Origin of the sequence: Pseudomonas sp. MWU12-3103b (assembly GCF_023100615.1) — a bacterium.
GTDB lineage: Bacteria > Pseudomonadota > Gammaproteobacteria > Pseudomonadales > Pseudomonadaceae > Aquipseudomonas > Aquipseudomonas putida_A.
The window spans coordinates 569150-578491 of the sequence record NZ_JALMEY010000001.1; the positions used below are offsets into that span (position 1 = coordinate 569150).

At 63.3% G+C, this 9342-nt stretch carries 4 protein-coding genes; all 4 read left to right on the plus strand.

All coding sequences use genetic code 11. From position 1 onward, the window contains the following. Positions 1-11 precede the first annotated feature (11 nt). The 4 genes from M0808_RS02665 (at position 12) to M0808_RS02680 (ending at position 9341) form a co-directional block, all read left to right on the plus strand. Positions 12-2066, plus strand: a complete 2055-nt coding sequence (locus M0808_RS02665; RefSeq protein ID WP_247839780.1) for a methyl-accepting chemotaxis protein — start codon at positions 12-14, stop codon at positions 2064-2066. Positions 2067-2077: 11 nt separating this feature from the next. Then, a complete protein-coding gene (locus tag M0808_RS02670) occupies positions 2078-7978 on the plus strand; it encodes an Hpt domain-containing protein (RefSeq protein ID WP_247839782.1) in 5901 nt (1966 codons plus the stop codon). After that, on the plus strand, positions 7971-8441 hold the full coding sequence (locus M0808_RS02675) for a chemotaxis protein CheW (RefSeq protein WP_003229084.1): 471 nt from the start codon (positions 7971-7973) through the stop codon (positions 8439-8441). Before M0808_RS02670 ends, M0808_RS02675 begins: the two co-directional genes overlap by 8 nt. Positions 8442-8975: 534 nt before the next feature. Then, entirely contained in the window at positions 8976-9341 is a 366-nt protein-coding gene (locus M0808_RS02680; protein ID WP_098966059.1) for a hypothetical protein, read from the plus strand. The last annotated feature ends 1 nt before the right edge of the window (position 9342 follow it).

Sequence of the window (9342 nt, forward strand, 5' to 3'; positions counted from 1 at the left end):
GGCGAGGACCGATGACAAAGGCAAAAACAGGCAAATCGGCGGAAGGGTCGCGCAGTCGCTCGCAGATCATCGTGCTGTTCATCGCACTGATCGTGTTCATCATGCTGCTGTTCGCCAACTTCGCCTACCTCAACACCCAGGCCAACTACGACAAGCAGTACATCGGCCACGCCGGTGAGCTGCGCGTGCTGTCGCAACGCATCGCCAAGAACGCCACCGAAGCCGCCGCCGGGAAGTCGGCAGCGTTCAAGCTGCTGAGCGATGCGCGCAACGATTTTGCCCAGCGCTGGGGTTACCTGAAGAAGGGCGACCCGGCCACCGGCCTACCACCCGCGCCGGCCACCGTGCGCCCGGAAATGCGCGCGGTGCAGCTGGATTGGGAACGCCTGCTGAAAAACACCGATGCGATTCTCTCCAGCGAACAGACCGTGCTCTCGCTGCATCAAGTCGCCGCGACCCTGGCCGAAACCGTGCCGCAGTTGCAGATCGAATACGAAAAAGTCGTCGAGATCCTCCTGCAGCGCGGTGCGCCAGCTGCGCAGGTGGCGATGGCCCAGCGCCAATCGCTGCTGGCTGAACGCATTCTCGGCGCGGTCAACACCGTACTGGCCGGCGACGAGAATTCGCAGCAGGCTGCCGATGCGTTTGGCCGCGACGCCACCCGTTTCGGCCAAGTCCTCAACGGCATGTTGCAGGGCAACCCGACCCTGAAAATCAGCCAAGTCGAAGACCGTGATGCCCGTGCGCGGCTGAGTGAAATTTCCGAGCTGTTCCAGTTCGTCTCCGGCTCGGTGGACGAAATCCTCGAAACCTCGCCGGAGCTGTTCAAGGTCCGGGAGTCGGCGAGCAATATCTTCAGCCTGTCGCAGACCCTGCTCGACGAAGCCTCGCACCTCGCCAGCGGTTTCGAAAATCTTGCCGGCGGGCGCAGCACCGACACCATCGGCGGCTACGTGCTGGGCTTGCTGGCGCTGGCTTCGATCATCCTGATCGGCATGGTCATGGTTCGTGAAACCAACCGCCAGTTGCGCGAGACCGCCGAGAAGAACGAACGCAATCAGAACGCGATCATGCGCCTGCTCGACGAGATCGAAGACCTCGCCGACGGTGACCTGACCGTAACCGCCTCGGTGACCGAAGACTTCACCGGGACCATCGCCGATTCGATCAACTATTCCGTCGACCAACTGCGTGATCTGGTTGCCACCATCAACCTCACCGCCGGCCAGGTTGCCGCAGCGGTGCAGGAAACCCAGGCCACTGCCATGCACCTGGCCCAGGCCTCGGAGCATCAGGCGCAGCAGATTTCCGAAGCCTCGACAGCCATCAGCGATATGGCCCAGTCCATCGATCAGGTCTCGGCCAACGCCGCTGAATCCTCGGCGGTGGCCGAGCGCTCGGTGGAAATCGCCAACAAGGGCAACGAGGTGGTGCACAACACCATCCACGGCATGGACAACATCCGCGAACAGATTCAGGACACCGCCAAACGCATCAAGCGTCTGGGCGAGTCGTCGCAGGAAATCGGCGATATCGTCAGCCTGATCGACGACATTGCCGACCAGACCAACATCCTCGCGCTCAACGCGGCGATTCAGGCCTCGATGGCCGGGGATGCCGGGCGCGGCTTTGCCGTGGTCGCCGACGAAGTGCAGCGACTGGCCGAACGTTCGTCCGCCGCCACCCGGCAGATTGAAACCCTGGTGCGGGCGATTCAGACCGACACCAACGAAGCGGTGATTTCCATGGAGCAGACCACCACCGAAGTGGTGCGCGGCGCCCGACTGGCGCAGGATGCCGGGGTGGCTTTGGAAGAAATCGAAGGCGTTTCGAAAACCCTCGCCGCGCTGATTCAAAGCATCTCCAACGCGGCGCAGCAGCAGACCTCGTCGGCCGGGCAGATCTCGCTGACGATGAACGTGATCCAGCAGATCACCTCGCAGACCTCGTCCGGCTCCACCGCCACCGCCGAGAGCATCGGCAATCTGGCGAAGATGGCCAGTCAGCTGCGCCGTTCGGTATCCGGTTTCACCTTGCCGTCGGCGTCCGCGACGGACAAGGCGTGAGTGGAGTGGTTATGGGTGACCGGCACGACTACGTGGCCCTCGAATGGGTCAAGGGTGAAATTGCCGAAACGCTGAGGCAGGCGCATCAGGCAATTGAAGCCGTGCTCGATGACCCGCAGGCCGCGCCGGGGCTGGATGAATGCCTGGTCTATATCCATCAGGTGCACGGCAGTTTGCAGATGGTCGAGTTCTACGGCGCGGCGTTGCTCGCCGAAGAAATGGAGCATCTGGTCGAAGCCTTGCAGCAGGGGCGCGTCGCCCATCGCGATGAAGCCCTGCACTTGCTGCTGCAAGCCCTTGGGCAATTGCCGATCTATCTCGATCGGGTGCAGAGCGCCCGCCGCGACCTGCCGCTGGTGGTGCTGCCGCTGATCAACGATCTGCGCAGTGCCCGCGGCGACAGCCTGCTCTCGGAAACCAGCCTGTTCAGCCCGCCACTGCCGGACTTGCCGCCGTTGAGCGCAGAAGCGCTGGCCGCGCTGGAGCCGGCCGAGTGGCCCAACATGCTGCGCAAGTTGCGCCAGATGCTGCAAATGGCGCTGGTCGGTTTGCTGCGCGAGCAGGATGACCAGACCCACCTCGAATACCTGGCGAAAGTTTTCCAGCGCCTCGAAGCGCTGAGCTTTGACGCGCCGTTGAGTCCGCTGTGGCAGGTCGCTTCCGCGCTGGTCGAAGGCATGCGCGAAGGCGCCATTGCCAACAGTCCGGCGTTGCGCAGCCTGTTCAAGGACGCCGACAAGGAACTCAAGCGCCTGCTCGAACAAGGCCCGCGCGGCCTTAATCAGCCGCCCCCGCCGGAGTTGCTGAAAAGCCTGCTGTTCTATATTGCCAAAGCCGAACATCCCACCGGGCAGATGCTGACCATGAAAGATCGCTACTCCCTGGACGACGCGTTGCCCGACAGCGCGATGGTCGACGAAGAACGCGCGCGTCTGGCCGGCCCCGACCGCGATGCGATGCGCTCGGTGCTGGCGGCGCTGTGCGAAGAATTGGTGCGGGTCAAGGAACGCCTCGACCTGTTCGTCCGTAGCGACCGTCAGCACACCTCCGATCTGGAGAGTCTGCTGGCGCCGTTGCGGCAGATCGCCGACACCCTCGCGGTGCTCGGTTTCGGCCAGCCGCGCAAAGTCATCATCGATCAACTGGCGGTGGTGCTCAGCCTCGCTCAGGGCCAGCGCGAACCGAATGACGCGACCCTTATGGACGTTGCCGGCGCGCTGCTTTACGTCGAAGCCAACCTCGCCGGCATGGTCGGCACCGTCGAGCCGGAAAGCCCCGAAGACGCGCGCCTGCCGACCACCGACCTGACGCAGATTCATCAGATCGTGATCAAGGAAGCACGCATCTGCCTGCAACAGGCCAAGGACATGATCGTCGATTACATCGACGCCGACTGGGATCGCCAGCAACTGCAGCCGCTGCCGGAGTTGTTGACCCAGGTGCGCGGTGCGCTGGCGATGATTCCGCTGAGCCGGGCGGCGAGTCTGGTCGAGGCCTGCAACAGCTTCATCCGCGAACACCTGCTGCTCGATCCGCATCAGCCGGGCTGGCAGCAACTGGATAATCTGGCCGACGTCATCACCAGCCTCGAGTATTACCTCGAACGCCTGAGCGACGACCCGCAGGCGCCGAATGAGCAACTGCTGGATGTCGCACAGAAGAGCCTCGCCAGCCTGGGGTTCTTTCCACATGAACAACACGTACCGCTGCTCGACGATGTGCTCAGCCCCAGCGAAGCGCTGGTGATGCAGGATCTGCAGGCACTGGATGACCCCGAGACCGTGCAGTCGCTGGCCGATGTGCTGGCCAGCCCGGTGTCGGCGGTCAATCCGCCGGCCTTGATCACCCCCGGCAGCCTGATGCCGCCGCCGGTCGATGAAGAACCGGTGGACGATGAACTGCGCGAAGTGTTCCTCGAAGAGACCGACGAGGTGCTCGAGGTTCTGCACGAATACCTGCCGCGCTGGACGGCCGACACCCATGATCGCGCCGCACTGACCGAACTGCGTCGGGCCTTTCACACCTTGAAGGGCAGCGGGCGCATGGTTCGTGCGCTGATCCTTGGCGAGCTGGCCTGGGCGGTGGAAAACCTGCTCAACCGCGTGCTGGAACACAGCGTAGAACCCGGCGCGCAGGTGCAGCAGTTGCTCACCGACACGGTGTTGCTGCTGCCGGAACTGATCAGCGAATTTGCCACGCACCGCCAGCGTCAGCGCAGCGATGTCGATCAACTGGCGGCCCGTGCGCATGCGCTGGCCAAAGGTGTCGAGCCGCTGGCAGCCGAAGACGTCGACGACGTGGCGGCCCTCGATCCGCTGTTGCTGGAGATCTTTCGCAACGAAGCCGAGACCCACCTCGCCAGCCTCAACCGCTTCCTCGATCAGGCTGCCGAGCATGTGCCGCTGCCGGCCAGCGACGAATTGCAGCGCGCCTTGCACACGCTCAAGGGCAGTGCCTCGATGGCCGGCGTGTTGCCGATTGCCGAACTGGCCGCGCCGCTGGATAAACTGGCGCGCGAGTTCAAGGCGCATCAGTTGCCGCTGGATCTCGATGAAGTGGAATTGCTCCTTGAAGCCGAAGGCCTGTTCCGCGTCGGTCTGCGCCAGCTCAAGCACGATCCGCTGGCGCCGATTGTCGGTGCGCAGTCGCTGATCAAACGCACCGAAACGCTGCTGGCCGAACGCCTGGAAGCGATCCTCAACGCGCCGAACACCGGCCTGCGGATCAAGCGCGATCCGCAACTGATCAACAACTTCCTCGCCCAGGGCATGGACATCCTGCTCGACGCCGAAAGTCTGTTGCAGCGCTGGCAGCAACACCCCGGCGAGCGTCAGGAACTCAGCGCGCTGCTCGATGAACTGACCACCCTTGGCGAAGGCGCACACCTCGCCGATCTGCTGCCGGTGGACGTGCTCTGCGAAGCCTTGCTCGACCTCTATGGCGCCGTCGAAGAAAGCAGCCTGGCGGTCAGCGACAGGTTTTTCCACGAAGCGCAGAACGCCCATGAAGCGCTGATCAACATGCTCGACGAACTGGCTGCCGGACAGGAAATCACCCCACAGCCGCAGCGCATCCGCGCCTTGCACGAACTGCTCGATGAAAGCCTCGACCCGACGGCGATGGGGCTGATTCGCAGCGACGGCAGCAGGACCTTGAGCATCAGCGAACTGGGCGCCGCGACCGCCGAACTCGCCCACGCCAATGCCGAGACCGCACCGGACGACGAGATCGTCGAGATCTTCCTCGAAGAAGCGGTGGACATTCTCGACAGTGCCGGGCAAGCCCTGCAGCGCTGGTTGAGCGACCCGGACAACGCTGCGCCGCTGTCGTCGTTGCAACGCGATTTGCACACCCTCAAGGGTGGCGCACGAATGGCCGAGGTCGACGCCATCGGCGATCTGGCCCATGAGCTGGAAAGTCTTTACGAAGGTCTGGTGGATCGTCGCCACAGTTACAGCGAGCTGCTCGGACGCTTGCTGCGCAAGAGCCACGACCGCTTGGCCCAGTTGCTCGAACAGTTGCACGCCCATCAGCCGCTGACCCCGGCGCAAGACCTGATCGAAGCGATCCGCCATTTCCGTCAGGGCCACTCCGGCAGTGCCGAAGCGGCACAGCCTACAGCTGAGCCCGACAGCGCGGCGCATGATCCGGAACTGCTGGAAATCTTCCTCGAAGAAGGTTTCGACATCATCGAAAGCTCCGGCGCGGCGTTGCTGCGCTGGCAGGCCGAGCCGGGCAATCGGCAGGAAGTGGAAACCCTGCTGCGCGATCTGCACACCCTCAAGGGCGGCGCGCGGATGGTCGAGATCGGCCCGATCGGCGACCTCGCCCATGAGCTCGAATACCTTTACGAAAGCCTCGCCACCGGCGTGCTGCAACCGTCCGCCGAACTGTTCGCGCTGGTGCAGCGCGGGCATGACCGGTTGGCGCAGATGCTCGACGGCGTGCGCGCCGGGCAGCCTTGCCCGCCGGCGGATCGGCTGATCAATGCGATCCAGAATTTCAGCCACCCGGCGACTCCTGACACACCGCCGCTGTTGCCGATTCCGGCCAAGACCGAGCCTGCGGCACCCGCCGCTGATGCCGGCGCGGACATGGTCAAGGTCTCCGCCGAACTGCTTGATGAGCTGGTCAATCTGGCCGGGGAAACCTCGATTTTTCGTGGGCGTATCGAGCAGCAAGTCAGCGATGCGCAAACCGCGCTGAACGAGATGGAAACCACCATCGAGCGCATGCGCGATCAGTTGCGCCGACTCGACACCGAAACCCAGGGGCGGATTCTCAGCCGTCAGCAAGTCGATGCCGAGCGCCTCGGTTACGAAGAATTCGATCCGCTGGAAATGGACCGTCATTCGCAGTTGCAGCAACTGTCGCGGGCGCTGTTCGAGTCTGCCTCCGACTTGCTCGATCTCAAGGAAACCCTCGAGCGCCGCAATCACGACGCCGAGAACCTGTTGCAGCAACAGGGGCGGATCAACACCGAGTTGCAGGAAGGCCTGATGCGCACGCGCATGGTGCCGTTCGAGCGCATGCTGCCGCGCCTGAAACGCATCGTGCGGCAGGTCGCCGAAGAGCTGAACAAAGACGTCGCGTTCATCATCGGCAACGCCGAAGGCGAGATGGATCGCAACGTGCTGGAGCGCATGGCCGCGCCGCTGGAGCACATGCTGCGCAACGCCGTCGACCATGGCCTGGAGTCGGCCGAAGTGCGGCTGGCGGCGGGCAAACCCGCGCAGGGCACGATCACCCTCGACCTGACCCGCGAGGGCGGCGACATCGTTTTCGATATTCGCGACGATGGCGCCGGGGTGCCGCTGGAAGCGGTGCGGCGCAAGGCAATCAAGCGCGGCCTGCTGGCACCGGACGCCGAGATCAGCGACCGCGACGTGCTGCAGTTCATCCTGCAGCCGGGGTTCTCCACGGCGGAAAAGATCACCCAGATTTCCGGGCGCGGCGTCGGCATGGACGTGGTTCATGAGGAAGTCCGCCAGCTCGGCGGCACCATGAGCATCGATTCGGTGCCGGGGCAGGGTGTGCATTTTCGCATTCGTCTGCCGTTCACCGTGTCGGTCAACCGCGCGCTGATGGTGCAATGTGGTGAGGATCAATATGCGATTCCGCTGAACACCATCGAAGGCATCGTCCGCGTGTTGCCGAATGATCTGGAAGCGCACTACCGCAACGATCCGCCGAGCTACCACTACGCCGGCCAGCGCTACGAACTGTGCTATCTGGGCGAGCTGCTGAAAACCGCGCCACGCCCCAAACTGCTCGGCCAGAGCCTGCCATTGCCGGTGCTGCTGGTGCAGTGCAATGACCGGCACATCGCGGTGCAAGTCGATGCGATGGCTGGCACCCGCGAGATCGTGGTCAAGAGCCTCGGCCCGCAGTTTGCGGCGGTGCAGGGCGTGTCCGGGGCGACGATTCTTGGCGATGGCCGGGTGGTGCTGATTCTTGATCTACTCGCACCGATCCGCGCGATGCAGGCGCGGGTTGCACAGCGTCCGGCGCCGGCGGAAATCGACAGCGAACCGCAGAAGCCGTTGCTGGTGCTGGTGGTCGATGACTCGGTGACCGTGCGCAAGGTCACCAGCCGTTTGCTCGAACGCCACGGCATGAACGTGCTGACCGCCAAGGACGGTGTCGACGCCATGTTGCTGCTCGAAGAACACATGCCCGACCTGATGCTGCTCGACATCGAAATGCCGCGCATGGACGGCTTCGAAGTCGCCACTCAAGTGCGCCACGACGAACGCCTGCAACACCTGCCGATCATCATGATCACCTCGCGCACCGGGCAGAAACACCGCGACCGCGCGATGGCCATCGGCGTCAACGACTACCTCGGCAAGCCGTATCAGGAATCGGTGCTGCTCGAAAGCATTGCCCACTGGAGCAAGAAACATGCATGAGCGCCGCCACAACGCGCGCACCAGCCAACTCACCGGCCTGCTGCTGCCGTTGGCCGATCGCAACCTGATCCTGCCCAACGTCGCCGTCGCCGAGCTGATCGACTATCAGGCCAGCGCCTTCGACCTCGACACCCCGCCGTGGTACCTGGGGCGGGTGAGCTGGCGTGAACGGCAGATTCCGCTGCTGAGTTTCGAGTCGGCCTGCGGGCAGAAAATCGTCATCGGCGAACGCGCGCGGATCGTCATCCTCAACGCTCTCGGTGGGTTGCCGCAGCTGAAATTCATTGCGCTGCTGGTGCAGGGGATCCCGCGTTCGTACAAGCTCGACAGTCAGTTGAGTTATGTCGATGTGCCGTTGTGTGCGCTGGAGCAGGCGGCGGTGCAGGTCGGGGAGCAGGTGGCGAAAGTCCCGGATTTGTTGGGGTTGGAGCAGTTGTTGGTGGATGCCGGACTTATCCACTGATCCGGAGTCTTCAGTGGCCTGACTGGCCTCTTCGCGAGCAAGCCCGCTCCCACAGTGGGTCTTTAGTGGATGCAGATTTTATGTACGCCATAAATCCCCTGTGGGAGCGGGCTTGCTCGCGAAGGCGCCAGTCGCCACACCTCAATCCGACAGACAAATCCTCAATCTCCGTGCGCAATAAACACCTTTCAGCGCAGCTGTTTAAAGACACTCGATGTTACGGCTCCCTGGCCTACAAATCCTTGCGCCGCTGCCTACGCATGCACCAGAATCCGCCGGCTTGTGCGCCCTCGGCAGGCTGCGTAACTTGATCCCGTCACTGATTCCCAGTGATCGGGTTTAGCAGCCCGGCTAGTTGTCCGGTCGTACGAGTCTCATCCAGTCAGGTATTCGCCTGCGCTTGATGGTGGCTGTGCGCATGGCACCTTCGGGTGCGCCGGTATTGGATGACTACCGGTCTGCTAACTTGCGCGCAGCTGCCTCCCTATCGTTTAGCAGCGGGATGGTCGCAGCCTCAACAGAGGAAAGTCGTCCATGTTCAAAGTAACGCCAAACCCGCCGGTCACAGACCCGGCGTCCCCCTACGAAGCCCCCGAATCAAAGAAATTCCACGAAGCCGCCGAGCGCGCCCTCGACCATTACCTCGGCCCGCCAAAACCCGACCTCATGGCCACGCCCTACACCCCCAACACGCTGTATATGGCCAACCCCGACGCCGACAGCGAATCCCTGCTGGCCGACGCCAGCGAATCCCTCGGCTCGGCCACGGTCATGCTCAACAACCATGCGGCGCTGGTGCAAGGCACGCACCGCAAGACGCTGCAGGGCATTGCCCAAGTGGTGATGGTGGCGGAGATGGCGGTGAATCGGGTGTTGGATAGGTTGGTGCCGACGGAGTAGC

Excerpts from the sequence above, each read along its gene's own strand:
- M0808_RS02665 (WP_247839780.1), top strand. The coding sequence starts at position 12 with ATGACAAAGGCAAAAACAGGCAAATCGGCGGAAGGGTCGCGCAGTCGC.
- M0808_RS02670 (WP_247839782.1), top strand. The coding sequence starts at position 2,078 with ATGGGTGACCGGCACGACTACGTGGCCCTCGAATGGGTCAAGGGTGAA.
- M0808_RS02675 (WP_003229084.1), top strand. The coding sequence starts at position 7,971 with ATGCATGAGCGCCGCCACAACGCGCGCACCAGCCAACTCACCGGCCTG.
- M0808_RS02680 (WP_098966059.1), top strand. The coding sequence starts at position 8,976 with ATGTTCAAAGTAACGCCAAACCCGCCGGTCACAGACCCGGCGTCCCCC.